Below are 24,183 nucleotides of genomic sequence, written 5' to 3'. Positions count from 1 at the left end.
GCGCAATGACATCCAATCGCGGGGAAGGAAACCCACAACAGTTTGAAGTCTTGAGTTGAGAGACTACAATATGCAGACAAGCAAAGGAAAGACTCACTTGGGCGACAGCATCAATCTCATCAAGCTTTGCGTGGGTGCCGAACAGGTGCAGGATCTGCTGGACTGGCAGGCCGAAACCCGTCTGCGCTGGCCTGACGGGCTGCCGCGCCACATCACCCGCATGTGGCCGAAACGTGAGGCGGAACTGTTGAACGGCGGCTCGCTCTACTGGGTCTTCAAGGGCGAGGTCCTGGCGCGCCAGCGCGTCCTGCGACTGGAGGAAGCCCAGGGCGCCGACGGCATCCTGCGCTGCGCCATCGTGCTCGACCCCGAGGTCGTCCTCACCCGCGCTGCGCCGCGCCGCCCGTTCCAGGGCTGGCGCTATCTCAAACCGGAAGAGGCCCCGGCCGATCTGCCCTCCGGCCATCAGACCGAAGACGAGCTGCCCGAAGCGCTCAGCCGCGCGCTGGCCGAGATCGGCGTACTCTGAGCTGACGCCCCATGCAAAGGGGGCTCTGCCCCCGCCGCGCCTCGCGGCGCGCCTCCCCCGGGATATTTTCAGCTAGAAAAAGGCAGCGAGGAGTCGGCCCTCTTCCCTCCTGACGGAGAGACAGATGAACGACGCCAGCCCCGCGGCCGCGCCTTTTTCTAGCCTGAAATATCCCGGGGGGGGCGGCCGCAGGCCGTGGGGGGCAGAGCCCCCCTGCCCCAGACCTTAGTGATCGACGCGGCGCAGGAATTCCGCCATCACCGCCTGATCGGCCCCCGCACAGGGGGCGGCGCGGCTGCGCCAGAGCGTCGCCTGCGATTTCAGCACCAATCCGTCGCTGAGGATCTTCAGGTGATTCGCCCGCAGCGTCTCGCCGGTGGAAGTGATATCGGCGATCGCCTCGGCGGTTTCGTTCTTCACCGTGCCCTCTGTCGCGCCCTGGCTATCGACCAGCTGATAATCGGCGACGCCCGCGTCCATCAGGAACTCCCGCACCAGCCGGTGGTACTTGGTGGCGATCCTCAGCCGGAAACCATGCTCCGCCCGGAAGGCGGCGGCAGCGGCATCGAGATCGTCGAGCGTATCGACATCCACCCAGCATTTCGGCACCGCGAGGATCAGGTCGGCCTGGCCGAAGCCCAGGGGCGCGATCTCCTCGACCTGCTGTTCCCAGCGCGGCAACTTGTCGTGCACCAGATCGGTGCCGGTGACGCCGAAATGGACCCGTCCCGCCGCCAGTTCGCGCGGGATTTCCCCGGCCGAGAGCAGCACCAGAGAGACGCCCTCAATCCCCTCGACAGCGCCGGAATATTCGCGATCAGACCCGGTGCGGGTCAGCTGGATGCCATGACGTTCGAACCATTCGAAGGTCTTGTCCATCAGCCGCCCCTTGGACGGCACGCCCAGTTTCAGCGTCATTCCCCGCCCTCCCGCAGCGCCAGCATCAGCCCGGGGCGCAACACGCCGCCGACGGCCGGAATTTCCGCCCCATCCCCCAGCGCCCGGGTCAGCGCGTCATAGCGCCCGCCAGAGGCCACCGGCGGCAGGTCGGCCCGCCCCGCAGCATAGAAACCGAAGACGAAGCCATCGTAATATTCCATCGAGGTCCGCCCATAGCTCGCTTCGAACTCAAGGCTCTCGACATCGACGCCGCGCGCCGCCAGAGCCGCGATCCGCGCCTCGAGCCGGTCGAGCGCCGGGGTGATCTGTGGCAGATCCACAGCCACGTCGCGCAGCCGCTCCAGCGCGAAGGGCAGCGTTTCCCGCACCGCCAACAGCGCCTCGAGCGCGGTCAGCTCGTGCTTCGAGATCGGCCCGGCCGCCGCATCCGCCTTGAGCGCGGCGATCCGTGCGGCGATCTCGGCGCGACCGCGCCGGCCGATCACCGGCCCCGCCGCGGCGAAGGGATCGGCCTCGGCCAGAAGGGTGGCGCGGGTCGCCGGCACCGGGGTGCGCCCGGCATAGCGGTCAAGCAGCGCGCGGAACCGCCGCGGCCGCCAGATGTGTCGCATCAGCGCGGCCTTGCGCGCCTCGGTGGTGTTCAGCCCAGCCACCGCCGCCGTCAGGATACCGATATCCCCGGTCGCCGCCCGCAGATGCAGCCCCGAGAGCGCCCCGGCGATCAGGGTGAAGACCTCGGCATCCGCCGCCGCGGGATCGTTGCGGTCGAAGACCTCATACCCCACCTGGATATATTCGTTGGCGCGATCCGGATCATGCTCCTGCCGCCGGAACACCTCGCCGGCATAGGTATAGCGTGCCGGCTCCGCCCCATGGCTCATGTGCATCTGCACCACCGGCACGGTGAAGTCGGGGCGCAGCATCTGCTCGCCCCGCAACGCGTCCGAGGTGACATAGGCGCGCCCGCGGATATCCTCGCCATAAAGGTCGAGGAGCAGTTCCGCCGGCTGCAGCACCGGAGTTTCGACCGGCAGCGCGCCGGCCTGTTCGAAATAGGCGCGCAACTCGGCCGCGCGCGCCAGCGTTCTGGCACGGTCCTCCATCAACTCAGCCCATCCAGATCATGCGCCGCAAGAATCTCGCGGACCTTGGCGACCAGATCGCCGCGCGCCACCTCGAACTGGCTCGGGCGTTCCTTCCATTCCTCCAGCGTCGCGCTCTCGGCGATCTGCGCGCCGAGGATCAGGTCCTTGACCTGAACGATGCCGGCGGCCTTTTCATCACCGCCCTCGATGATGGCGACGGGAGACTTGCGCCGGTCAGCGTATTTGAGCTGGTTGCCGAAGTTCTTCGGGTTGCCCAGATAGACCTCGGCCCGGATGCCGGCCTGGCGCAGGTCGGTCACCATGGCCTGATAATCGGCCATGCGGTCACGATCCATCACCGTCACCACCACCGGGCCCACGTCATGGGCGGTCACCCGACCCTTTTCGCGCAACGCCGCCAACAGCCGGTCGACACCGATTGAGACGCCGACCGCCGGCACTTCCTGGCCGGTGAAGCGTTTCACCAGACCGTCATAGCGACCGCCGCCCGCGACCGAGCCGAACTGCCGCTTGCGGCCCTTCTCGTCGAGGATTTCAAAGGTCAGCTCGGCCTCGAACACCGGGCCGGTGTAATAGCCCAGGCCCCGCACGACCGAGGGGTCGATCACGATCCGGTCGGCACCATAGCCGCCGGCGGCCAGCAGATCGGCGATCTGCGCCAGCTCGTCCACGCCCTCGGCCCCGATGGTGCTGTCGCCCACCGCGGCGCGCAGATTGGCCAGCGTCTCGCCCGCATCCGCCCCCTTGGAGGTCAGGAAGGCGATCACCGGCTCGGCCTGCGCCTCGCTGAGACCCACCCCGTCGATATAGGCGCCGGAGGCATCGAGCCGCCCCTTGCCAAGCAGTTCGCGCACGCCGGCCTCACCGACCTTGTCGAACTTGTCGATGGTGCGCAGGACATCGGCCGCCTGGCCTTCGTCGGTCACGCCCATCGCCTCGAGCACGCCGTTCAGGACCTTGCGGTTGTTGACCCGCACCAGATAGTCGCCGCGTGCGATACCGACCTCTTCCAGCGTATCCGCCAGCATGGCGCAGATCTCGGCATCTGCCGCCATCGAGGCGGTGCCGACGGTATCGGCATCACATTGATAGAACTGGCGATACCGCCCCGGCCCCGGCTTTTCGTTGCGCCAGACCGGCCCCATCGCAAAGCGGCGATAGGGGGTCGGCAGATCGTTGCGGTGCTGGGCATAGACCCGGGCCAGCGGCGCCGTCAGGTCATAGCGCAGCGCCAGCCAATCGCCCTTGTCGTCCTCGTCGACCTCCTGCCAGGCAAAGACGCCCTCGTTGGGTCGGTCGACATCGGGCAGGAACTTGCCCAGGGCCTCGACCGTCTCCACCGCGCTGCTCTCCAGCGCATCGAAGCCATAGCGATGGTAGACCCCGGCGATCTTGCGCAGCATCTCGGTTCGCTGAGTGACCTCGGCACCGAAATAGTCACGGAACCCTTTCGGCGTCTCGGCCTTGGGGCGTGGGGTTTTCTTGGGCTTGGCCATCGCGGGCTCCTGCACAATAGATGTCGCGGCGGGGTCTATCCCATGCCCCCCCGGGGAGCAAGGCGGGCACGGCCTCGGCAAGCGGCTCTGGCCGCCATTTCCCGCGGTTTTCGTCCGGGGAAATGCCCCTCGCCCCCGTCGGAGCTGCACGAGAGCATCCCTTACAGCGCTGAGAGACGCGTTTCGGCGCGCAAGCCGGCCGGTCGGCCCCCTGCCTCAGAGCGAAGAGAAATCTCCACCCCGCCCCCTGCCCGAGGCGAACCGCGCCGCCCCGGCGCGTCCCTCGGCGGCGAAGATCGAGGCCGACACCCACTCGCGCCGCAGCGCTGCGGCCAGATCGGCCGGCGACATCCGCGCCGACAGATGATCCGCCTGCAGGCAGCCCTGCGGAAACCGCGCCAAATCCCAAGCCAGTGCCCTCGCCTGTTCCAGCGCCCGCCCCTCCGGCACCACCCGGCTGGCAAACCCCATCGCCCCGGCCTCTGCCGCCGCCACCGGCCGGCCGGTCAGGATCAGATCATTGGCCCGCCCCTGCCCCAGGAGCCGCGGCAACCGCACGGTGCCACCGTCGATCAGCGGCACGCCCCAGCGGCGGCAAAAGACCCCGGTGATGGCAGTCTCGGCCATGACCCGAAGATCGCACCATGCGGCAAGCTCCATCCCCCCGGCGACGGCGTGACCTTCGATCGCGGCGATCACCGGCTTTTTCAGCATCAGCCGCGACGGCCCCATCGGCCCGGGGATCGGATCAGCAGCCGGATCGGACCAGCCGGCCGGAATATCCAGCTCGGCGATCCAGCCATCCGCCGCGCCGGAGCCCGCGGACTTCAGATCGAAGCCGGCGCAGAAGGCGCCCCCGGTTCCGGTCAGGATGGCAACCGACAGCGTTTCATCCGCATCAAAGTCGAGAAACGCCTGAAACAGCGCCCGCGCCGTCTCGGGGTCGACCGCATTCTTTGCCTGCGACCGGTCGATGGCGATCACCCGCACCGGCCCTTCGGTTTCAACGACAATCCCCATTCTCGTGCCTCCCTCTCTCCCTTGCCTCAGCCTGCCTCCGCCCATACCCCCAGGCAAGCACCCTGCCAACTGACGTTGCGCCCGAAGCCTTGCTGGCCTATCTCGGAGCCACCGCAACCCGAAGGAGGTGCCGATGCAGCCTATCGAGGAAAAGCTCGCCCATCTGATCCGCACCGTCGAGGATCTGAGCGAGATCGTCGCGCGCCAGCAGGCCGAGGTCGACAAGCTGAGCCGCAGGGTGCAGATGCTGATGGAGCGCGAGGCCCAGCGCGAGGCCGAAGGCTCGGGCGGGGTCATCTACGGCGACGAACGCCCGCCGCATTACTGATCCCGCAGTCCCGATATCGCGCCCGATGTCGCGTGATGAAGGGGGCTCTGCCCCCGCCGCGCTTGCGCGCGCCTCCCCCGGGATATTTTGACCAGATCGAAGACACGAACCTCGGCCCCCGGTGCCGGGCTATGTTCTCCGGAGGCGTCTCTGGCCGCACCCTGCCTTCGATCTGGCAAAAATATCCTCGGGGGTGAATTGGCCCGAAGGGACAAGAGGGGGCAGACAGCCCCCTCCCCCGGCCTGATGCGTCAGAGCTCCTCGACCGACATCACCCCGTCGATGCTCTTCAACGCCCCCTTGATCTGCGGGGTCAGCACGAATTCCTGGCCCAGGTCCATCTCCACCTCGCCCGGCAGGGCAGGATCCATCAGGCAGAGCTGCACAGGCCCCTTGGTCGCGGTCCCACGGGCCGCCGCCTGGGCATCCTCCAGGATCGTCGCCACCATCTCGATCGCGCCGGGGCTTTCCAGAAACACCCGGAACCCGGTGACCCCGGCCTGGGCGACCAGGCTTTCCACCGGCGCCACGCCGCGGATGGTCGGGTCGAATTGGCCGTCGTGGAACCGCGCCTCCAGCGTCGCCACCACCTTGTCGGTCTTCTCGAAGACCGCGCGAGCCGGTCCGAATTCCTCGGCCTTGGGGAACATGGCGATCCCCGAGAGCTGACCGCTGCTGTCGGAGATGTTCATGCGGAAATAGCGCGTGCCCTTCGAGCTCTTCATCTCGCGGAAGCCCGAGACCATCACCCCGACCTTGACGATGGCGCCGCCGTCGCGTTCGGCCTTTTCCTGCGCCTCGGCGAGGGTGGCGATCCCCTTGCGCCTGAGCGCCGGCGCGTAATCGTCGAGCGGATGGCCGGAGAGGAAGAAGCCGATCGCCTTCTGTTCCTCCATCAGCCGGTCGACCGCCATCCAGTCATTGACCTGGGCCAGATGCGGTTCCGGCAGATCGTCGCCCGCCTCGCCAAACAGCGAGACCTGCGCCGAGTGCTTCTGCTCCTGGATCGCCGCGGAATAGGCGACCAGCGGGTCGAGGCTTTCGAACACCCGCCGCCGGTTGCTGTCGAGCTGATCGAAGGCGCCGGCGCGGGCCAGCATCTCCAGCGGCCGCTTGCCGACCTTCTTCATGTCGACCCGGCGGGCGAAATCGTAGAGGTTGGCGAAGAGCCGGCCACCGTCGAGCCGCGCCTGAACGATCAGTTCCATCGCCTCGTGGCCGACGTTCTTCAGGGCGCCCAGGGCATAGACCAGCTTTTGATCGACCACATCGAAGGTCGACAGCGACCGGTTCACGCAGGGCGGCACCACCTCGATCTCGAGCCCGTGCTTCACCTCTTCCATGTAGATCGACAGCTTGTCGGTCAGATGGATATCGCAGTTCATGATCCCGGCCATGAACTCGACCGGGTGGTTCGCCTTCAGCCAGCCGGTCTGGTAGGAGACCACCCCATAGGCCGCGGCGTGGGATTTGTTGAAGCCGTAGTTGGCGAATTTCTCCAGCAGGTCGAAAACCTCGGAGGCCTTCTTCTTGTCGACCCCGTTCTTGGCGGCGCCAGCCTCGAACTTCGGGCGTTCGGCGTCCATCGCCTCCTTGATCTTCTTGCCCATGGCGCGGCGCAGCAGGTCGGCGCCGCCGAGCGAATAGCCCGCCATCACCTGGGCGATCTGCATCACCTGTTCCTGATAGACGATGATGCCCTGGGTTTCGGCCAGGATATGGTCGATCGTCGGGTGAACCGACTCGAGCTTCTTGCGGCCGTGTTTCACGTCGCAATAGGTCGGGATGTTCTCCATCGGGCCCGGACGATAGAGCGCCACGAGCGCCACGATATCCTCGATGCAGGTGGGCTTCATCTGCCTGAGCGCGGTCATCATGCCCGAGCTTTCGACCTGGAACACCGCCACCGTCTTGGCTTCGGAATAAAGCTTATAGGTCTTCTCGTCATCCAGCGGGATGGCGTTGATCTGGTTCTCGGCCCCCGGCGCCGGTTCGTAAAGCTGGGTGCCATCGGCCGCCACATGCAGCGGCCGGCCCGACTTGAAGATCAGATGCATCGCGTTCTGGATCACCGTCAGCGTCTTCAGGCCCAGAAAGTCGAATTTCACCAGACCGGCCTGTTCGACCCATTTCATGTTGAACTGGGTCGCCGGCATGTCCGAGCGCGGATCGCGATAAAGCGGCACCAGCTCGTCCAGCGGCCGATCGCCGATCACCACGCCGGCGGCATGGGTCGAGGCGTTCCTGAGCAGCCCCTCGACCTGCTGGCCATAGGTCAGCAGCCGTTCGACCACCTCTTCGTTGCGGGCCTCCTCGCGCAGGCGGGGTTCGTCCTCCAGCGCCTGCTTGATCGACACCGGCTTGACACCTTCGACCGGGATCAGCTTGGACAGCCGATCGACCTGGCCATAGGGCATTTGCAGCACCCGGCCGATGTCGCGCACCGCCGCCTTGGACAGAAGCGCACCGAAGGTGATGATCTGCCCCACCTTGTCGCGGCCGTATTTCTCCTGAACGTAACGGATGGTCTCTTCCCGCCGGTCCATGCAGAAGTCGATGTCGAAGTCGGGCATCGACACCCGTTCCGGGTTCAGGAAGCGTTCGAACAGCAGCGAATAGCGCAGCGGGTCAAGGTCGGTGATGGTCAGCGCATAGGCGACCAGCGAGCCTGCGCCCGATCCCCGCCCCGGCCCGACCGGGATGTCATGTTCCTTGGACCACTTGATGAAGTCGGCCACGATCAGGAAGTAGCCCGGAAAGCCCATGCTTTCGATAATGCCCATCTCGAAGGCGAGGCGCTTTTCGTATTCCTCGACCGGCGCGGCATGGGGGATCACCGCGAGGCGCTGTTCCAGGCCCTGCTTGGCCTGGCGGCGCAGTTCCTCGACCTCGTCATCGGCAAATTTCGGCAGGATCGGCGCCCGCTTATAGGCCATGAAGGCGCAGCGTTTGGCGATCTCCACCGTGTTCTCTATCGCCTCGGGCAGATCGGCGAAAAGCGTGATCATCTCTTGCTGCGACTTGAAGTAATGCTGCGCGGTCAGCCGGCGGCGTGGCGCCGCCTGGTCGACATAGGCGCCCTCGGCGATACAGATCAGCGCATCATGCGCCTCGTACATGTCGGGGGCGGGGAAATAGACGTCGTTGGTGGCGACCAGCGGCAGCTCCATCGCATAGGCCATCTCGACGAAACCACGTTCGGTCAGCCGCTCGGCCTCGGGCTGGCCATTCTCGCCCGGATGGCGCTGCAGCTCGATATAAAGCCGATCGCCAAAGAACCCGTGCAGCCGACGCATCAGCGCCTCGGCATCCTCGCGCCGCCCCTGCTGCAGCAATTGGCCCACCGGCCCGTTCGGGCCACCGGACAGGCAGATCAGCCCGTCGCAATGCTGCGAGAGATCCTCGAGCGTGACATGCGGGTCCTGGCCATCGTCGCGCAGATAGAGGCAGGAGTTGAGCTTCATCAGATGCTCATACCCGGTTTCCGACTGCGCCAGCAGCACGATCGCCCCGATCGAGGGGCCCTGCTGGCGGCTGGTCGGGTCGGCCTGTTCAAAGGCCAGATCGACCTGACAGCCAAGGATCGGCTGGATCCCGGCGCCCGACAGGGTGACCGAGAGTTCCAGCGCCGAGAACATGTTATTGGTGTCGGTGACCGCGACCGCCGGCATCCCCATCTTCTCGCACAGGCCGGCAAGCTTTTTCAGCCGCACGGCACCTTCGAGAAGGGAATATTCGGTATGGGTTCGGAGATGAATGAATCGGGGGGAGCTGCTCATGCCGCGACCTTAGCCACAGCCGCCGCCCAGCTCAATCGCAAGGCGGCAGCTCTGCCCCGATCCGCGCGAAATCAGATCCGGCGCGGCTTGCCGGTTTCAATGCTCTTGGCGAAATCGGCGACCTTGATCTTGAAGCGTTTGGTCAGATTGGCCTTGGCCAGTTTCAGAGATTGCAGGAACAGCCGCGACGACAGCGATTTGGGCGCCAGATTCAGCACCGTCGCCATGCGCGTACGCTTCGGCGACAGCGCCACCAGGTCGATGGTCAGGGTCCCCGCCAGACCAAAGCTTTCCGATTCAAAGCGCATGCCGTTCGGCGCGTCGAACTCGCAAAGCTCCAGATGCAGTTTCCGCGGCTTGCCCCGCAGATCAAAGGCCGCCTCCCAAGCCATGCCGGCACCGATCACGCCAGCCTCGTTGGCCCGCTGCACCTCGATCCCGCGACGAATGGCCGAACGCTCGAAAGCCTCGAATTCACTCAACGCGGCGAAAACCGTCTCGATGGGGGCTTCGATATCTTCCTTGCTCGAAAACTGCATACTTATACCATGTTGTCTTAATTCTAGGCCGCGAGTGTCCCTTTAATCCAGGGTATCCGCAAGCCAGTTTTGCAAAAGGAAATGCGCAATGGCGCCTTTTCGGGCGGGCTTGAGCATGGGATGCTCGCCGGCGAAAGCACGCATCATCTCGGAGCGGCCAACCCAGATCGCATCCTCGATTTCCTTGGGGTCGACGGTGATCTCGCGGGTCAAGGCCCGACCGGCGCACCCGAACATCAGCGAGGCCGGAAAAGGCCAGGGCTGGCTGGCCAAATAGCTCACCTCGCCGACCCGCACCCCTGCTTCTTCGAAGACCTCGCGGCGAACGGCGGCCTCCAGCCCCTCGCCGGGTTCGACAAAGCCCGCGAGCAGCGAATACATCCCCTCGGGCCAGCCGGGAGAGCGCCCCATCAGCACCGCGTCGCCATGGGTGATCAGCATGATCACCACCGGATCGGTGCGCGGGAAGTGATGCGTGCCGCAGGCCGGGCAATCGCGCTGCCAACCCGCCTGGGACACCAGGCTTTCGACACCGCAGGCGGAACAGAACCGGTGGCTGCGATGCCAGCCCATCACCGCCTTGGCGGTGGCGGCCAGCTCTGCCCCCCGCGGGCTGAGCCGTGTCATCACCCGGCGCAATTCGACAAAGGCGGTGTCGTCAGGCAGATCGGGATGGCGCTGTTCACTGGGGTCAAAGAAGGTGCCGAGCGCCGCCAGGTCCACCTCTTCCGGCCGCCAGCCGGACAGATCGGCGGCAAAGCGCGGCGCGCCATCGTCCTCGAGCCCCAGAAACATCGGCTCGCTCAGCGCCCCGGCATAGCCGGCGGCGAAGATCGCGTGATCCATCGGCAGCAGCGCCAGTTCGGAAAACCCCTCGCCGCGCAGCAGGGGCTTGCCCTGCCACATCGGCAGGCAGCGCGCCGCCGGATCGCCCAGCGCGGCCTCGAGCCGCCCCCGATCGCCGCGGATCTCAGCCGCGCGATTGAGCCCCGATCCGCCGAATGTCACCTGCTCAGCCGTTTTCATGCCAGGCCTCTCCCCATCTGTTTCCGCCCGTTTCTGCGCCTTCCCGCGCGCCGATGCAACACGGGCCCCACCGTCCCGCGCGACGGGCCGCCATCCATTCGCGCCCAACGGCCACCGAGACGACCGGCCCCGGCGGCCGGCAGTGTCGGCAGGGGCTTTCGATCGACGACATTGCTAAAAGAACCGCTCGCCCCGGAGGGAAACGTCGGCTCCGGCGACCACTCAAACGCGACGGAAACGAGACACAAGCGCGGCCTTGCCATCCGCCTCTCGCCCCACTATGTAGTCCGGCGAGAGGTTGGCGCGGGCAGGCACCTCGCCAACCCGGTCAGGTCCGGAAGGAAGCAGCCGTAACGAGCCCCGCTTGGGTCGTTGTCCAGCCTCTCACCTCTCCCCCCAGATACCAGCGCCCGAACGCCCTGGCGCAACGCCCGCCCCGGGGGGGCGGAACTTTCTTTGAAAGAAAATTCCCCGGAAAAGTCCAATTTTCCGTCCCGCCCCGGCCGGCGAGCCCGGCTGTCAAAGCTCCAGAATGGTACTGCCGGTGGTGGCGCGGGCCTCCAGCGCGCGATGCGCCTCAACCACCTGATCAAGCGGGAACCGCTGGTCGATCCGGATCGTCACATCGCCGTCGAGCACCTTGGTGAACAGATGCCGCGCCATCTCCTGACAAGTCTTGGGATCGGCGAGATGGGTGAAAAGCACCGGCCGGGTCAGCTTCAGCGACCCCTTGCGCCCGAGAATGCCGATATCGAAGGGCGGCACTGGGCCGGAGGCATTGCCGAAGGAGATCATCATGCCGAGCGGTTTCAGACAGTCGAGCGACCCCTCGAAGGTATCCTTGCCGATCGAATCCATCACCACGTCAACGCCGGCGCCACCGGTCAGCTCGCGCACCTGTTCAACGAAATTCTCGCTGCGATAGTTGATGCAATGGCTCGCCCCGTGATCCAGCGCCAGACGGCATTTCGCGTCGCTGCCGGCGGTGCCGATCAGGGTGATGCCTTCGGAGCGCGCCCATTGGCAGGCAATCAGCCCGACGCCGCCGGCGGCGGCATGGAACAGAACCGTGTCGCCACGTTTCAGCGGGGTGGTGCGGTGAAACAGGTATTCCACCGTCATCCCCTTCAGCATCATCGCCGCGCCCTGCTCAAAGCTGATCGGCACCGGCAAGGGGCAGACCTGATCGGCCGCCATCACCCGCGCCTCGGTATAGGCGCCCGGGGGCTGACAGGCATAGGCCGCGCGATCGCCGGGCTTGAGGTGGGTCACCCCCTCGCCAACCGCCTCGATCACCCCGGCGGCCTCCATCCCCAGGGGATGCGGCAATTGCATCGGATAGAGACCCGAGCGCTGATAGGTGTCGATGAAATTCAGCCCGATGGCGCGATGGCGGATGCGGATCTGACCGGGGCCGGGTTCGCCCACAGGGCGATCCTCGATCCGCATCACCTCGGGCCCACCGGGGGTATCGAAAACAACGGTGCGGACGGTCTCGGTCATGGTCAAATCTCCCCTTCCATCGCGCTTCTGCGGCGCGGAAAATCGATCATGCGCAAATCATCCGACTTGTCCATGCCTCGCGACACGATCCCCCCCGGGCCGGGCCGGAAACCGGGACCATTGGCGCCGCCCCCTGCCGGCGCCGCAGGGCCGAGCCCTTCCCAATCCCTGAGCCGCGATGATATCCTGCCCCCATGCCGCACAACCGCTATCACCACCTCAGCTGGCACCACGGCATCGAGCTTTTCGAAGCCGCCTTCAGCACCCAGACCTTCGCCCGCCACGCGCATGAAGGCTTTGCCATCGGCGCGATCGCCGAGGGTGCCGGCGGCTATGTCTGCCGGGGCGAGAGCATGATCCTGCCGCAGGGCTCACTGTCGCTGATGAACCCGGAGGAGGCCCATACCGGCCACGCCGCCGCCGGCCGGGTGCGTTACAACATGCTCTATGCCTCCGAGACGGCGGTGCGCACGGTGCTGGGGCTGCGCGACCTGCAGGGATTTTCGACCATCGCGCCGCAGGACCGCGGCCTGCGGCTGACCCGGGCGCTGGCGACGCTTGCCGACCGGCTGAAGGCGCCCGAGACACCCGACTGGCGGCTTGCCGTCGAGGAAGCAGTTCACGAGGTTCTGGCCCAGGCCTTCGGCCATTACGGCGGGGCCAGGCTACGCCCGCCCGGCGAGGAGCCGCGCGCGATCCGCCATCTGCGCGACAGGATCGCCGCTGGAGTCGCAGCCGGCGACAGGCTGAGCCTGACGGAACTGGCCGCAGAAGTCGGCCTCACCCCCTCGTACCTGATCCGCAGCAGCACCCGGGCGACCGGGCTGACACCGCATGGCCATGTGCTGCGCGCCCGGGTCGATCATGCCCGCCAACGGCTGCTGGACGGGATGACCGCCGCAGAGGCCGCGCTTTCGGCCGGGTTCTGCGACCAGTCGCATCTGATCCGGCAGTTCCGCCGCCACTATGGCGTGACACCGGGCGCGCTGGTCCGGCACTGAAGGTCAATTTCGTCCAATCCCGCCGCACGCGGTTCTGGCAGAGCAGCGCCGAAAGGAGCCGCTCATGTCATTCAAACCCGTCATCATCCTCGCCGAAACGCTGCCGCTCGGGCTCAAGGCCAATTTCGCCGCCGTCCTGGGCATGAGCCTCGGTCAACTTCGCCCCGACCTGGTGGGGGCCGCGACACCGACCGGGGACGGGGCGGAGATTGCGGGCATCACCACCGTCGCCCTGCCGATCCTCGCCGCCCCGGCTGACGAGCTGCCGGGGATCTATGCGGCGGCAGAGGCCCTGCCGATCCGGCTGACCTATCTGGAGGCGGCCTTCAAGGCGCGGGATTATGCAGATTACGGCGCCCGCGTCGCCGCCGCCCCGCTTGCCGATCACGCGCCGCAGGCGATCTTGCTGGGCGGTCCGCGCAAGGCGGTCGATCGCCTCTGTGGCCGCCTGCCGCTGCTGCGCTGAGCCGCCCCGCCACCGTCAGATAGGGGGCCGAACACCCGCCCCCTCGCCCGGAAAATTCGAATTTTCCGGGCGGTTTTCTTTTCAAGAAAATTGGCTGTTCAGCCGATCTTCAGGACGATCTTGCCGATATGGCCGGAACTTTCGATCCGCGCATGGGCCGCGGCGGCCTCCTCGAAGGGAAACTCACTGTCCATCACCGGCGCAACCTTGCCGGCATCCAGCAGCGGCCAGACCACCTCGGCCAGCTCCTGGGCGATGCGCGCCTTGGCCAGGTCGCTTTGCGGCCTGAGCGTCGATCCGGTGATCGTCAGTCGCCGCGCCATCACCTGGGCAAAGTTCAGTTCGGCCTTGGGACCGGTCAGAAAGGCGATCTGCACCAGCCGCCCGTCATCGGCCAGGGCCCGGACGTTGCGCGGGATATAGCTGCCGCCGACCATGTCGAGGATCAGATCCGCCCCGCCTTCGGCGCGCAGCACCTCGACGAAATCCTCGTCCCGGTAATTGATCGCGCGTTCCGCCCCCAATGCGGTGCAGGCGGCGCATTTCTCGGCCGAACCGGCGGTGGCGAAGACCCGGGCGCCGAAGGCATTGGCCAATTGGATCGCTGTCGTGCCGATCCCCGAAGAGCCGCCATGGACCAGAAAGCGTTCGCCGCCCTTCAGCCCACCGCGCATGAAGACATTCGACCAGACGGTGAAGAAGGTCTCGGGCAGGCAGGCGGCCTCTTTCATTCCCATGCCCTCGGGCACCCGCAGACAATGGGCGGCGGGCGTCGCCACATATTCGGCATAGCCGCCACCCGGCAGCAGCGCACAGACCTTGTCGCCGATCTTCCAGTCGGAGACGCCGACCCCCAGCGCCACCACCTCGCCCGAGGCCTCGAGCCCCGGCAGGTCGCTGGCGGTGGGCGGCGGCGCATAGCTGCCGGCGCGCTGCAGCGCGTCGGGGCGGTTGACCCCGGCATAGGCCACCTTGAGCACCACCTGTCCCGGCGCCGGCTGCGGCATCGGACGCGAAGTGAGCTTCAACACCTCGGGCCCGCCGGGCTCGGTGATCTCGACGGCGCGCATGGTCTCGGACATCTGGGCTCTCCCTTCCCGTGGCGCGCCAACCCGGCGCGCCAATTGCAATTTCGTCTCAGGGATATACGGGTTGAACCCGCGTGACGAGTCCCCCCTCAGGCGCCCGGATGCACCGATCCCGGCAAATCCTGCCCCCGCGCCTTGGGGGCCTTGAGCTGCCTGGCCAGCCAGTCGGGACCGACCATGAAGGGCATCAGCAAAGGATTGCGCCGCGCCTGCGCCTTGAAGCTTTCGATCCGCATCACATCATCGATCCGCCGGTCGAGAAAAGCCCAGGTCGCCGTATGTTCGGGGCTGTCGTCGCCCAGCCAATAGAGCACGGTGGAGGAATAGACTGCCGAAAGCGTGGCCCGCTTCGAATACCAGTTGCCGTCTTCCGAGGTATCGCCGAGCGCGGTCCAGATCGCATCCGCGGTGCCCCAGATCGCCTTGGCGCCATCGGCCGCGTGCTGCGGCAGCGCGAACAAGGTCACGCCGCGCCGCACCGCCTCCTTGTCGGTCGCGGCTTCCAGCCGGAACCGCACCGCCAGCGCCACCTTGTCGCGATAGCGCATGCCGGTCATGTCGGTGACCTTCATCCGTTCGATCATCGCCAGATCACCGCGCCTGTGATAGGCAAGCGCCAGATCGACCGCCCCGCGCGGGCAAAGCGCGCGCGCCAGCGTCGGTTCGACCCCGGCATCCTCGGCCGCCGCCTTGAAGGTCGCCTCGGACCAGCCATCGAAGGCCACATGGATCAGGGCGGCGTCCAGCAGCCGGTCCTTGATGTCGTCCTGGGTCGGATTCGGGGTGTCATCGGATTGCATGATCTGGCCTCCTTCGCGGTCTACCTGCACACTAGACAAAATAGGCTTTGCTTGCTATACGGCCACCTCCTGCAAATCCTTGCAACTCGAATCTAGAAAGGTGGTGACAACCACATGCAGGTTAGTGTTCGCGACAACAATGTCGATCAGGCGCTTCGTGCCCTGAAGAAGAAGCTGCAGCGCGAAGGCGTGTTCCGTGAAATGAAGCTGAAGCAACATTTCGAGAAACCGTCCGAGAAAAAAGCGCGCGAAAAAGCTGAAGCGATCCGTCGTGCCCGTAAACTGGCGCGCAAGAAAGCACAGCGCGAAGGTATGCTCTAAGCCCTTCGAAAGCAGCCAGTTCCGGCGCTTAAAGACGTTTTGACGACCCCCGCGGCATCGCCCCGGGGGTTTGTCGTTTTCAGGGGTCAGCCCAGCCCCGGCAGGTTGACGCCAAAGGTCTGGACCAGCAGCACCATGTTCAGCGACAGCACCAGCGCGGCCCCGATCACTGCGGCGATCTGCGTCGGGCGCTTGATGCAGAACGCTCCCATGATGTCGCGGCGCGACACGAAGATGATCAGCGCCACCATCGGCACGGGCAGGGCAATCGACAGAATCACCTGAGAAATAACCAGCGCTTCCGTCGCATTAGCCCCGATCGCCACCACCACGAAGGCCGGGATCATCGTCACCGCGCGGCGGAACCAGAGCGGCAGGCGAATGCGCAGGAACCCCTGCATGATGAGCTGCCCCGCCATGGTGCCGACCACCGAGCTGGAAATCCCCGACGAGATCAGAGAGATCAGGAAGACCGCAGCGGCCGCCCCGCCCAGAAGCGGCGTCAGCATATGATAGGCGGTCTCGATCTCGGCCACCTCGCTGTGGCCGGCGTGAAAGGCGCTCGCCGCCATCATCACCATCGCCATGTTCACCAGCCCGGCCGCCGCCAGCGCCACCACCACCTCGATGTTGGAGAATTTCAGCACCAGGCGGCGTTCGCGATCGTCACGGACCTGCGCCCGATGCTGGGTCAGGCCGGAATGCAGATAGATCGCATGGGGCATTACCGTGGCGCCAATGATCCCCACCGCGATGGTCAGAGCCGCGATATCGGGCAGATCAGGGGTGATCAGCCCGGCCCCGGCCTCGCCCCAGGCGATCGGAGCGATGAAGATCTCGACCACATAGCACAGGCTGATGGTGCCGACGAAGGCACCGATGATCAGCTCCATCGGCCGGAAACCGCGATTCTCGAACAGCAAAAGCCCATAGGTCACCACTGCGGTAACCGCCATCCCCGCCAGCAGCGGCATGTCGAACAACAGCGCCAGACCAATGGCGCCGCCAAGGAACTCGGCCAGATCGGTGGCCATGGCGGCCACCTCGCTCACCGCCCACATGACCCAGATCACCGGTCGCGGAAAGTGATCGCGGCTGAGTTCGGCCAGGTTCTTGCCGGTGACGATCCCCAGCCGGGCCGACAGCCCCTGAAACAGCATCGCGATCAGGTTGGCGACCAGCACCACCCACAAGAGCTTGTAGCCGTAGCCGGCGCCGGCCTGGATGTTCGTCGCGTAATTGCCCGGGTCCATATAGGCGACCGAGGCGATGATCGCGGGCCCTGCGAAAAGCAGCGCCGCCCTCACCCCGCGCCGGCGGCCGGACAGAACCTCGGCCATCCCCAATTGGGTCTTGCGGGTACTTCGAGAAAGCTTGGGTGCGCGGTCCGTGGTCATCTGAACTCATCCTTCAACATCTGGCCTTCGGGCCTGGCAAAGATGAAATAAAGCCAAAGCTACACTTTTGACAAGAGGCAACGACATGTCGCCCCGTCTCCCTCAAAATTTTGAAAGCCGGTTTGCAAAATGAAGTAGCATCTGCAATATGTACCCCCGCTTTCGACCACGTCGGAGAGGCGGACCGCCGCAACCGCAGGAGATTGCCCCCCATGCCGCAGACCGAGCAGACCTGCACCGCAGCCGAATCAGAGGCCGCCGACCGGTTCAACCAGGCCCGCGCGGCGCAATCGGTCGCCATTCTCGAAGATTATGCCGAGATGATCGGCGATCTGATGGAGGAGATGGGCGAGGCGAGAATCACCGACATCGCCAAGCGGATGGGGGTCACCCACCCCACCGCGACCAAGGCCGTCGCCCGGCTCAAGCGAGAGGGGCTGGCGATATCGCGCCCCTATCGCGGCGTCTTCCTGACCGATGAGGGCCTGGCGCTGGCAGATCGGGTGCGGGCGCGGCATCGGGTGGTGGTGGCGGTTCTGGTCGCGCTCGGCGTGCCGCCGGAAACGGCAGAACTCGACGCCGAAGGGATGGAGCATCACGTCTCGCAAGCGACGCTCGAGGCCTTCGAGTCGTTTCTGGACAGCCGGGGCTGACCCTCAGCCCCAGGCGACCGGCATCATCAACGGGCCGCGAAAGGCCCAGCCACCGAACCGCGCCGCGCCCACCAGCCGCAGATCGGGCAGACGATCGAACAGCATGGGCAGCGCCACTTCGGCGATCAGCGCCTTCGACGCCCAGGCCCCGGCGCAGAAATGCGGCCCTGCCCCGAAGGATATCGCGGCGCTGACGTCCCGGCTCAGATCGAAACGGTCGGGGTCGTCGAACACCCGCTCGTCGCGGTTTCCCGACCCGAACATCAGGAACACCCGCTCCTCCGGCTCCAGCCGGACGCCGTGCAGCTCATGCGGCTGGGCGACCCGGCGCGGCGACATGCCGATGGGAGAGATCCAGCGCGCATATTCCTCGAAGGCCTGCAACCAGCCGATCCGCCCGGCGCGCACCTCGGCCAATTGGTCGGGATGGGTCAGCAGCGCCCAGACGGTGCCGGCGATCGCATCGCGCGGCTCATTCTGCCCGCCGGAGATCGCCAGCTTGATATTCGCCCGGGTCTGGTCATCGGAAAGCCCGGCACGTCGTTGCACCGACAACAGCGACTGATCTGGCGCGGCATCCACCACCGGGATCATCGCGTCGATATGCCGGTCGATCGAGGCGGTGCAGTCCCGGCAATTGGCCTCCACCCTCGGATCGCCCGCGTAATTGGCACAGCCGTCGATCATTCCCTGGCTGACACGGTTCATCTCCTGCGCGGTCATATTGGTCAGCCCGGTGATCGATTTCAGCGCCTCAGCCGACACCGGCATGGCATAGTCGGCGACCAGATCGCAGACCCCGCGAGGTGCCAGATCGTCAAGAATGCGGGCCGCCTGGGCGCGGAACTGATCAATCCAGACCTGTTTCACCGTCTTCGGCGACACGGTGGGAAAGATCGCCTTGCGCTCGGCCAAATGGGGGGCGCCATCCTTGCGCATCATGTTCTGCCCCATCAGCACTGTCATCAACCCGCCCGGCTGATCGGAAGAAAACACATCAATCTTCTTCTCGTTGACGAAGATGTCGTCGCGCCGGGTCAAGAGCGTGGCGCCCAGCTGCGGCACCCGCACCACCGGCCCCAAGGCCCGCATGCGTTTCAGATCGGGATAGGGATCGTCCCAGAACACCTTTGGATCGATCTCGTACACCTGTGCTTGCGTCATGGCCGCCTCCTCCCCGCGTCCGCTCCGTGTTGTCACGTCAACACATCGCCCGTTGTCATGTCAACACACGAGCCCTAGGCTCTCCGCATGACCGACAGCGACCTGACCGACGACCTGTTCCTGATCCTGCCCGATGGCAGCGACACCGCGCCCGACCGCCCGACGCTGAGCTTTCGGCGCTCGCCCACGGTGCTGCTGACCTTTGCGTCGAACCGCTTCACCCGGGCCGCGGCGCGGGATTACCAGGCGCGGTTCGGGCTCGGGGCGATGGACTGGCGCATGCTGGTGATGCTGACCCGCGAGCCCGGCAGCACCGTCAGCCATGCGGCCCGCACCATCGGCATCGACAAGGCCGCCGTCAGCCGCAGCCTGCAGCGACTGGAACAGGCCGGCCTGGCCCTGCCGCGCGTCGAGGGGGCCGATGACCGCCGCAAGAGCTGGCACCTGACCGACGCGGGCCGCGACCTGCACGAACGCATCCTGGCCCATGCCCTGGCCCGGCAAAAGAAGCTGCTGAAAGGGTTTTCCGAGGCGGAGATTCGCACGTTGACCGGCTATCTCACGCGGCTTTTGGAAAATATCGACGGGGCCTTCGACGACGGCCCCGCCGGAACCAAGGATCAGTAGATCTTCGGCACGTAAAGCTCGTCCGGCAACACCTGACGTTCGTAATCGGGGTTATAGGTGCGCTCGGGCAGTTCGACCTTCTCCTGCGGAACCTCCTCATAGGGAATCCTGGTCAGCAGGTGTTCGATGCAGTTCAACCGCTCGCGCTTCTTGTCGTTGCCCTCGACGATATACCAGGGTGCCTCGGGGATGTTGGTGCGCGCGAGCATCTCCTCCTTGGCCTTGGTGTAATCCTCCCAACGAATCCGGGATTCCAGGTCCATCGGCGACAGTTTCCACTGTTTCATCGGGTCGTGGACCCGCATCAGAAAGCGGAACTGCTGTTCCTCGTCGGTGATCGAGAACCAGTATTTCAGCAAGATGATACCAGAGCGCGCCAGCATGCGTTCGAATTCGGGAACGTCCTGGAAGAACTGTTCCACCTGATCGTCCGAGGCAAAGCCCATCACCCGCTCCACGCCCGCGCGGTTGTACCAAGAGCGATCGAACAGCACGATCTCGCCCGCGGCCGGCAGGTGCGGCACATAGCGTTGGAAATACCATTGGCTCTGCTCCCGGCGGCTCGGGGCCGGCAGCGCCACCACACGGGCGACGCGCGGGTTCAGACGTTGGGTAATCCGCTTGATCACCCCACCCTTGCCGGCGGCATCACGGCCCTCGAACAGGATGCAGACCTTGGCGCCGGTGTGCTGCACCCAATAGTGCATCTTGATCAGCTCAGCCTGCAGCCGCAGCAGATTGCGGAAATAAACTTTGCGATCCAGCAGATCCGGATGTGCCTCGTTATAGATCTTGCGGATCTCCAGCGACAGCATCGGCTCTGCAAATTCGATTTCGAGATCCTCGTCAAACGTGTCCTGCAATTCGGCTTCCAGCCAGTCCAGCGGCTGGGCCCCGTTATCCTCGGTCAAGATCGGCTCCTTTTCTCGTCTTTGACGGGTCTGGGTCGGGGGCTATCGCCCCGATGTAAAATCTAGGTGTCATCCGCCGGCGCGGCAGGGTCCGGCTCTGCTGATAGTTGATCGCCCTGCCCGGCGATACAAGGGGCCACATCGGGGGCGCCACTCGTCCTGAAGCGCCCCCGCTGGGGCACGGTTGCCTCATGTCAGGAATTGCGGCAAGCTAACGTAACGTATTTTATTAGATCTGTTTATTTCCCATGGGCGCCTTGCAGCACGAGATAGATGACACGGATTACTCCTGCTCTCCGGTTCCCTGTCCCGAGCCGAAGGACCAGACATGCCTCATCTGAGATATGCCGCGCTGCAGGAAACCCTGGCGCGGCTGCTCCGCTACGCCATGGCAGAGGGTCTCTATTCGGCCGCGCACCATCTGAACGCTGCGCTGAGCAGGCTGCGTGAGACCGAGGGAAGGCTGAGCGTCACCGCGACCGGGATGCAGGCCACGACGGCACGCCTGGCCCTGGAGGAATGCCACACCATCCTGATCGACCTGGGCGAACCCCTTGCCGCCGCCGATGTCGCCCAAGCCATGGCCCACCTGTCGGACAGCCAGGGCGACACCCCGATCACCGCCCTCTTCCCCGACGGCACCGAAGGCTAGGCGGCGAAGCCTCGGCCCAGAGCGGCGAGATCAGACCGGCAGGGCGGTGGTGCGAAACACCGTGCGCAGGGCGAAACTCGACTGCATCTGCGCCACCCCGGGCAGACGCGACAGGTATTGCCGATGGATGCGGGCGAAATCCTCGGTATCCTCGGCGACGATCTTCAGAATGTAATCGGCGCTGCCCGCCATCAGATGGCACTCCAGCACCGCCGGGATCCGCGCCACCGCGCGTTCGAAGGCATCCAGCACCTCATCGGCCTGGGCCTGCAGGGTAATCTCGACGAAAACCGTCGTCGGCACCCCCATCTTGCGCGCGTCCAGCAGCGCGACGTAATCGCGGATGTAGCCGTCGGCCTCCAGCCGCTGCACGCGCCGGTGACAGGCCGAGGGAGACAGGTTCACCTGCTCGGACAGATCCGCATTCGACATCCGCCCCTTCTTCTGCAGCAAGGTCAGGATGCGTTTATCGGTATCGTCCAGCGACATTTGCGCACGTCCTTTGCGAAGATCAGACTTATTCGAGAAGAATATTCGAAATTCACCCTGCTGCGCGAGCCATAATTTCCCAGAAATTGCGATCGTTTTCGCCTATTTTATAAGCACATCAAGAATGGGAGGACTCAGAATGAAAATCGGCTGCCCGAAAGAAATCAAACCACAGGAGTTCCGCGTCGGCCTGACGCCCAACGCCGCCCGCGAGGCGGTCGCCCATGGGCACAAGGTGCTGGTCGAGACCGGCGCCGGGGTCGGCGCGGGATTTGACGACGCGGCCTATGTCGCCGCAGGCGCCGGCATCGCCCGGACCGCCGCCGAGGTCTTTGCCGAGGCCGACATGATCGTGAAGGTGAAGGAACCACAGCCCGTCGAACGCGCCCTGCTGCGCGAGGGGCAGGTTCTGTTCACCTATCTCCACCTCGCCCCGGATCCGGATCAGACCCGCGATCTGCTGGCCTCCGGAGCGACCTGCATCGCCTATGAGACGGTGACCGATGGCCGCGGCGGCCTGCCGCTGCTGGCGCCGATGTCCGAGGTCGCCGGCAAGCTGGCGCCGCAGGTCGGCGCCTGGACCCTGCAAAAGGCCAATGGCGGCCGCGGCGTGCTGCTGGGCGGCGTGCCCGGTGTCGATCCCGCCCGGGTGCTGGTGATCGGCGGTGGGGTGGTCGGCACCCATGCCGCCCGGGTCGCCGCCGGCATGGGGGCCGAGGTCACCGTATTGGACCGCTCGCTGCCCCGGCTGCGCTATCTCGACGACGTCTTCGGACGGGACTTCAACACCGGCTATTCCTCGGCCGGGGTGCTGGCCGAACATCTGGCCCGGGCCGATCTGGTGATCGGCGCGGTGCTGATCCCGGGGGCGGAGGCGCCGAAGCTGGTGCGCCGGGCCGATCTGGCGCTGATGAAACCCGGCGCGGCGATGGTCGATGTGGCGATCGACCAGGGCGGCTGTTTCGAAACCTCCCATGCCACCACTCACGCCGATCCGATCTATGAGGTCGATGGCATCCTGCACTATTGCGTCGCCAATATGCCCGGCGCGGTCGCGCGCACCTCGACCATCGCGCTGTCGAACGCCACCCTGCCCTTCCTGCTGGCCTTGGCCGACAAGGGCTGGCGCCAGGCCTGTCTGGACGATCCCAACCTGCTGAACGGGCTGAACATCCATGCCGGCCATCTGACCTATGCCGCCGTCGGCGCGGCGCAGGGGCTCGAGGTGCTGTCGCCCGCCAGCGCCGTCCGCTCCTGAGCCCGGGCTCAGAAGAACCGCGTGATGCCGGCGGCCAGCGCCGGCATCAGCGCCATCGACAGCAGCGTCTGCCAGGTCATGATATCGGCATAGAGACTAGCATCGCCGCCCATCTTGCGCGCCACCACATAGCCGTTGGCGGCCGCCGGCACGATGAAGATCAGGCTGCCGGCCAGCGTCTCCTCGACCGTCAGCCCCACGGCCGCGCCGATCGCCAGGAACAGCAGCGGGCTCAGCACCGGGCGGATCAGCACCCCCAGCGCCAGCGGGGCCGAGATATCGACCAGCCGCCGCAGGCTGATCCCCGCCCCCACCGCCAGAAGGCCCACGCCCAGCGCCGCCCGCCCGATCAGGTCGAGCGTCTGCACCGCAAAGCCCGGCAGGGGCAGCCCCGACAGGTTGAGCGCCAACCCCAGAACACAGCCCTGCACCATCGGATTCATCAGGATCGAGGTGACGATGCCTTACAGGCTGGTTCTCGCGGTGCCGTAGATCACCAGCACGACGATATTGACCACATTGATCACCGGCACCAGCACCGCCATCCCGACCGCCAGCAGCGCCAGCCCGCCCCGCCCGACGAAAAGCTCGGCCGCGGCCAGCGCGATGAAGGCGTTCCAGCGTGTCGCCCCCTGGAACAGGGAGGTGAAGGCCGGATCGGACAGCCGCTGCCGATCGGTCAGAAGCCGCACCACCAGCACCGCCGCCGCCGCCACCCCCAGCGTCGCCAGCAGCGCCAAGACCCAGGCGCCGGAGACCGCCGACAGGTCAGAAAACGCGATGGATTTGACCAGCACCACCGGGATCAGCAACCGGAAGCTCAGGGTATTGATCCCCTCCCAATGATCGCGGGGCACCATCTTTGTGACGGTGACGAGATAGCCGCAGAACAGCGTCAGAAGGATCGGCAGGGTGGCGAGAACAAAGACCATATCGGCCTGATGCGGCATTTCGGGATCGCCGGCAAGAGTGCAAACAAAAAGGGAACGTCATCACTGGAAAAGCTGCGCGCGACGCGACCCGTCTGCTGCATTTCCGGCAGATGACCCGAGCGGGAAGCACCGGCCCGGCGCACCCAGCGTCCTGCCAAAAGGAAACCGGCCGGGAAAATCCCGGCCGGCGCGCAACAC

25 protein-coding genes and 1 other RNA gene are annotated in these 24,183 nt (G+C 65.8%); 10 read left to right on the top strand and 16 right to left on the bottom strand.

What is annotated here, in order from left to right; genetic code table 11:
• The first annotated feature begins 70 nt into the window (after positions 1-70).
• Positions 71-529: a DUF1489 family protein gene (locus ACN0V4_RS17490; RefSeq protein WP_417678469.1), complete on the top strand. Its 459-nt coding sequence runs from the start codon at positions 71-73 to the stop codon at positions 527-529.
• 225 nt (positions 530-754) lie between these two features.
• Here ACN0V4_RS17490 and hisG read toward each other — a convergent pair whose 3' ends face one another.
• From hisG to ACN0V4_RS17470, 4 genes are all read right to left on the bottom strand, one after another.
• Positions 755-1,447, bottom strand: a complete 693-nt coding sequence (hisG, locus tag ACN0V4_RS17485; RefSeq protein WP_417678467.1) for an ATP phosphoribosyltransferase — start codon at positions 1,445-1,447, stop codon at positions 755-757.
• Positions 1,444-2,532, bottom strand: coding sequence for an ATP phosphoribosyltransferase regulatory subunit (locus tag ACN0V4_RS17480; RefSeq protein ID WP_417678465.1), 1,089 nt, complete (start codon positions 2,530-2,532; stop codon positions 1,444-1,446). Before ACN0V4_RS17480 ends, hisG begins: the two co-directional genes overlap by 4 nt.
• Positions 2,532-4,031: a histidine--tRNA ligase gene (gene hisS / locus ACN0V4_RS17475; RefSeq protein WP_417678463.1), complete on the bottom strand. Its 1,500-nt coding sequence runs from the start codon at positions 4,029-4,031 to the stop codon at positions 2,532-2,534. Before hisS ends, ACN0V4_RS17480 begins: the two co-directional genes overlap by 1 nt.
• 216 nt (positions 4,032-4,247) lie before the next feature.
• Positions 4,248-5,051 carry a crotonase/enoyl-CoA hydratase family protein gene (locus ACN0V4_RS17470; RefSeq protein ID WP_417678461.1) on the bottom strand — a complete coding sequence of 268 codons (804 nt, stop codon included), beginning with the start codon at positions 5,049-5,051 and terminating at the stop codon, positions 4,248-4,250.
• Positions 5,052-5,184: 133 nt separating this feature from the next.
• On the opposite strand from ACN0V4_RS17470, the gene ACN0V4_RS17465 reads away from it, so the two are divergent.
• Positions 5,185-5,379, top strand: coding sequence for a SlyX family protein (locus tag ACN0V4_RS17465; RefSeq protein WP_417678459.1), 195 nt, complete (start codon positions 5,185-5,187; stop codon positions 5,377-5,379).
• A gap of 251 nt (positions 5,380-5,630) precedes the next feature.
• Here the strand turns inward: ACN0V4_RS17465 and dnaE are convergent, their stop codons facing one another.
• The 3 genes from dnaE to nudC form a co-directional block, all read right to left on the bottom strand.
• On the bottom strand, positions 5,631-9,158 hold the full coding sequence (gene dnaE / locus ACN0V4_RS17460) for a DNA polymerase III subunit alpha (RefSeq protein WP_417678457.1): 3,528 nt from the start codon (positions 9,156-9,158) through the stop codon (positions 5,631-5,633).
• A 71-nt stretch (positions 9,159-9,229) separates the two neighbouring features.
• Complete coding sequence (locus ACN0V4_RS17455) at positions 9,230-9,697, bottom strand: SRPBCC family protein (RefSeq protein WP_417678455.1); 468 nt, start codon at positions 9,695-9,697, stop codon at positions 9,230-9,232.
• Between the two features lie 42 nt (positions 9,698-9,739).
• Positions 9,740-10,723, bottom strand: coding sequence for an NAD(+) diphosphatase (nudC, locus tag ACN0V4_RS17450; RefSeq protein ID WP_417678453.1), 984 nt, complete (start codon positions 10,721-10,723; stop codon positions 9,740-9,742).
• Between the two features lie 291 nt (positions 10,724-11,014).
• Here nudC and ffs point away from each other — a divergent pair.
• Positions 11,015-11,113: signal recognition particle sRNA small type (gene ffs, locus ACN0V4_RS17445), an RNA gene on the top strand.
• 129 nt (positions 11,114-11,242) lie between these two features.
• Here the strand turns inward: ffs and ACN0V4_RS17440 are convergent.
• On the bottom strand, positions 11,243-12,226 hold the full coding sequence (locus tag ACN0V4_RS17440) for a quinone oxidoreductase family protein (RefSeq protein ID WP_417678451.1): 984 nt from the start codon (positions 12,224-12,226) through the stop codon (positions 11,243-11,245).
• A 194-nt stretch (positions 12,227-12,420) separates the two neighbouring features.
• Here ACN0V4_RS17440 and ACN0V4_RS17435 point away from each other — a divergent pair, with 194 nt between their 5' ends.
• Together ACN0V4_RS17435 and ACN0V4_RS17430 are read left to right on the top strand one after the other, a co-directional pair.
• Entirely contained in the window at positions 12,421-13,227 is an 807-nt protein-coding gene (locus ACN0V4_RS17435; protein ID WP_417678449.1) for an AraC family transcriptional regulator, read from the top strand.
• Between the two features lie 64 nt (positions 13,228-13,291).
• The gene (locus ACN0V4_RS17430) at positions 13,292-13,693 is read left to right on the top strand and encodes a DUF2000 domain-containing protein (RefSeq protein WP_417678447.1); all 402 of its coding nucleotides are present in this window, start codon (positions 13,292-13,294) and stop codon (positions 13,691-13,693) included.
• A gap of 98 nt (positions 13,694-13,791) precedes the next feature.
• Here ACN0V4_RS17430 and ACN0V4_RS17425 read toward each other — a convergent pair whose 3' ends face one another.
• On the bottom strand, positions 13,792-14,775 hold the full coding sequence (locus ACN0V4_RS17425; RefSeq protein ID WP_417678445.1) for an NAD(P)H-quinone oxidoreductase: 984 nt from the start codon (positions 14,773-14,775) through the stop codon (positions 13,792-13,794).
• 95 nt (positions 14,776-14,870) lie between these two features.
• Positions 14,871-15,581 (bottom strand): COQ9 family protein, encoded by a 711-nt coding sequence (locus tag ACN0V4_RS17420; RefSeq protein WP_417678443.1) that lies wholly within the window; start codon positions 15,579-15,581, stop codon positions 14,871-14,873.
• A gap of 114 nt (positions 15,582-15,695) precedes the next feature.
• On the opposite strand from ACN0V4_RS17420, the gene rpsU reads away from it, so the two are divergent.
• On the top strand, positions 15,696-15,902 hold the full coding sequence (gene rpsU / locus ACN0V4_RS17415; protein WP_008207378.1) for a 30S ribosomal protein S21: 207 nt from the start codon (positions 15,696-15,698) through the stop codon (positions 15,900-15,902).
• Between the two features lie 86 nt (positions 15,903-15,988).
• Here rpsU and ACN0V4_RS17410 read toward each other — a convergent pair whose 3' ends face one another.
• Positions 15,989-17,299: an Nramp family divalent metal transporter gene (locus ACN0V4_RS17410; protein ID WP_417678441.1), complete on the bottom strand. Its 1,311-nt coding sequence runs from the start codon at positions 17,297-17,299 to the stop codon at positions 15,989-15,991.
• A gap of 212 nt (positions 17,300-17,511) precedes the next feature.
• Between ACN0V4_RS17410 and mntR the strand changes: the two genes are divergently transcribed.
• Complete coding sequence (gene mntR / locus ACN0V4_RS17405; RefSeq protein WP_417678439.1) at positions 17,512-17,952, top strand: manganese-binding transcriptional regulator MntR; 441 nt, start codon at positions 17,512-17,514, stop codon at positions 17,950-17,952.
• A gap of 3 nt (positions 17,953-17,955) precedes the next feature.
• On the opposite strand, the gene ACN0V4_RS17400 is transcribed toward mntR, so the two are convergent.
• Positions 17,956-19,116 carry a cytochrome P450 gene (locus ACN0V4_RS17400; protein ID WP_417678437.1) on the bottom strand — a complete coding sequence of 387 codons (1,161 nt, stop codon included), beginning with the start codon at positions 19,114-19,116 and terminating at the stop codon, positions 17,956-17,958.
• Between the two features lie 87 nt (positions 19,117-19,203).
• Between ACN0V4_RS17400 and ACN0V4_RS17395 the strand changes: the two genes are divergently transcribed.
• Positions 19,204-19,743: a MarR family winged helix-turn-helix transcriptional regulator gene (locus ACN0V4_RS17395; RefSeq protein ID WP_417678435.1), complete on the top strand. Its 540-nt coding sequence runs from the start codon at positions 19,204-19,206 to the stop codon at positions 19,741-19,743.
• Here ACN0V4_RS17395 and ppk2 read toward each other — a convergent pair.
• Positions 19,737-20,654 (bottom strand): polyphosphate kinase 2, encoded by a 918-nt coding sequence (gene ppk2, locus ACN0V4_RS17390; RefSeq protein WP_417678433.1) that lies wholly within the window; start codon positions 20,652-20,654, stop codon positions 19,737-19,739. The genes ACN0V4_RS17395 and ppk2 overlap by 7 nt on opposite strands.
• A 328-nt stretch (positions 20,655-20,982) precedes the next feature.
• Here ppk2 and ACN0V4_RS17385 point away from each other — a divergent pair, with 328 nt between their 5' ends.
• Complete coding sequence (locus tag ACN0V4_RS17385) at positions 20,983-21,306, top strand: hypothetical protein (protein WP_417678431.1); 324 nt, start codon at positions 20,983-20,985, stop codon at positions 21,304-21,306.
• Between the two features lie 30 nt (positions 21,307-21,336).
• Here the strand turns inward: ACN0V4_RS17385 and ACN0V4_RS17380 are convergent, their stop codons facing one another.
• The gene (locus tag ACN0V4_RS17380) at positions 21,337-21,795 is read right to left on the bottom strand and encodes an Lrp/AsnC family transcriptional regulator (RefSeq protein WP_028093194.1); all 459 of its coding nucleotides are present in this window, start codon (positions 21,793-21,795) and stop codon (positions 21,337-21,339) included.
• A gap of 139 nt (positions 21,796-21,934) precedes the next feature.
• Here ACN0V4_RS17380 and ald point away from each other — a divergent pair, with 139 nt between their 5' ends.
• Positions 21,935-23,053, top strand: coding sequence for an alanine dehydrogenase (gene ald, locus ACN0V4_RS17375; RefSeq protein WP_417678429.1), 1,119 nt, complete (start codon positions 21,935-21,937; stop codon positions 23,051-23,053).
• Positions 23,054-23,061: 8 nt separating this feature from the next.
• Here ald and ACN0V4_RS17370 read toward each other — a convergent pair whose 3' ends face one another.
• On the bottom strand, positions 23,062-23,496 hold the full coding sequence (locus tag ACN0V4_RS17370) for an AEC family transporter (RefSeq protein WP_417678427.1): 435 nt from the start codon (positions 23,494-23,496) through the stop codon (positions 23,062-23,064).
• Positions 23,497-23,517: 21 nt separating this feature from the next.
• Positions 23,518-24,003, bottom strand: a complete 486-nt coding sequence (locus ACN0V4_RS17365) for an AEC family transporter (RefSeq protein ID WP_417678425.1) — start codon at positions 24,001-24,003, stop codon at positions 23,518-23,520.
• Positions 24,004-24,183: the final 180 nt, after the last annotated feature.

Source organism: Pseudodonghicola sp. (assembly GCF_048268305.1).
Classification (GTDB): Bacteria; Pseudomonadota; Alphaproteobacteria; order Rhodobacterales; family Rhodobacteraceae; genus Pseudodonghicola.
The sequence above is the reverse complement of the archived record's forward strand: the minus strand, read 5'-3'. Positions and strand labels throughout refer to the sequence as shown.